Origin of the sequence: Sphingomonas sp. 66-10, from assembly GCF_001897045.1 — a bacterium.
Taxonomy (GTDB): domain Bacteria; phylum Pseudomonadota; class Alphaproteobacteria; order Sphingomonadales; family Sphingomonadaceae; genus Sphingomonas; species Sphingomonas lycopersici.
In genome coordinates, this window is sequence record NZ_MKRR01000131.1 from 1 (window position 1) to 899 (window position 899).

General features: G+C 68.6%; 1 protein-coding gene. It reads right to left on the reverse strand.

Going from position 1 to position 899, the window contains the following annotated elements; all coding sequences use genetic code 11:
• On the reverse strand, positions 1 to 899 hold an 899-nt coding region (gene copD, locus BGN95_RS13900; protein ID WP_286772980.1), incomplete at both ends, for a copper homeostasis membrane protein CopD.

The window sequence follows — 899 nt, forward strand, 5'->3', positions numbered from 1 at the left end:
TGTCCCCAGCCAGGCGACGAGCCCGAGAATGACGATCGCAAGACCGCCTTCGACGACGAGGCTCGCGCGCAGCAGCGCCTGCGCCCGTGGCGCGTCCTCTTCCTCGATCGCCTGCGCAAGTGCCGGGGTCAGGCGATAACGGTTGAGCGCGGCCAGGCCCAGCATGCCGGCGAACAGCAGCAGCTTGGCGATGAGCAGCAGGCCGTAGGTCGACTGCCCGAGCGAGGCGATGTTGCCCGGACCGACGAGGAACCAGCCGTTCACCGTCCCGGTCAGGATCAGCAGGGCGACGATGATCGTGCCGACGAGGGAGAAGCCCCGCAACGCTTCCTCGGCGAGCGTGACCCGGTCCATGTCTTGAGCGGCGAGATCGTCGGTTGCGAGCCTGGGAAGTACCAGCGCGAGGAATGCGGCAAGCGCGCCGACCCAGGCGCCGGCGGCGAGCAGATGGATGAGATCGGCCCCCAGTTGCAGCCAGCCCGCCTCGCCTTCGCCAGCCGCGCCATGCCCACTCCAGGCGAGGGTCGCGAGTGCGACCGCGCCTGCCAGAGTGGAGGCGATGAAGGCAGGACGGGATTGCCGGCGATAGAAGGGGATGGAGAGCAGAAGAACGAGGAGCGCGACGAGGCGCGCCTTCAGCGCCGTTCCCATGGACGTGCCGTTGAACAGCTCTGCGACCATGGAAAGATCAGGCTGGGTGAGCGGCAGCCCGGTCATGGCCGCTGCCTGCAACGCGAACCCCAGCGCCGACAGCAGGAGGGCGAGACAGGCGAGACCGGCCACCATTGCTACCATCGGCAGATGCCGCTGTACCATCCGGCCGCCGCCGGGCGCATAGAGCGCGAACAGCGGCAGGCCGAACAACAGGCCGAGATCGACGTAGAGCGCCCAGCGGACGG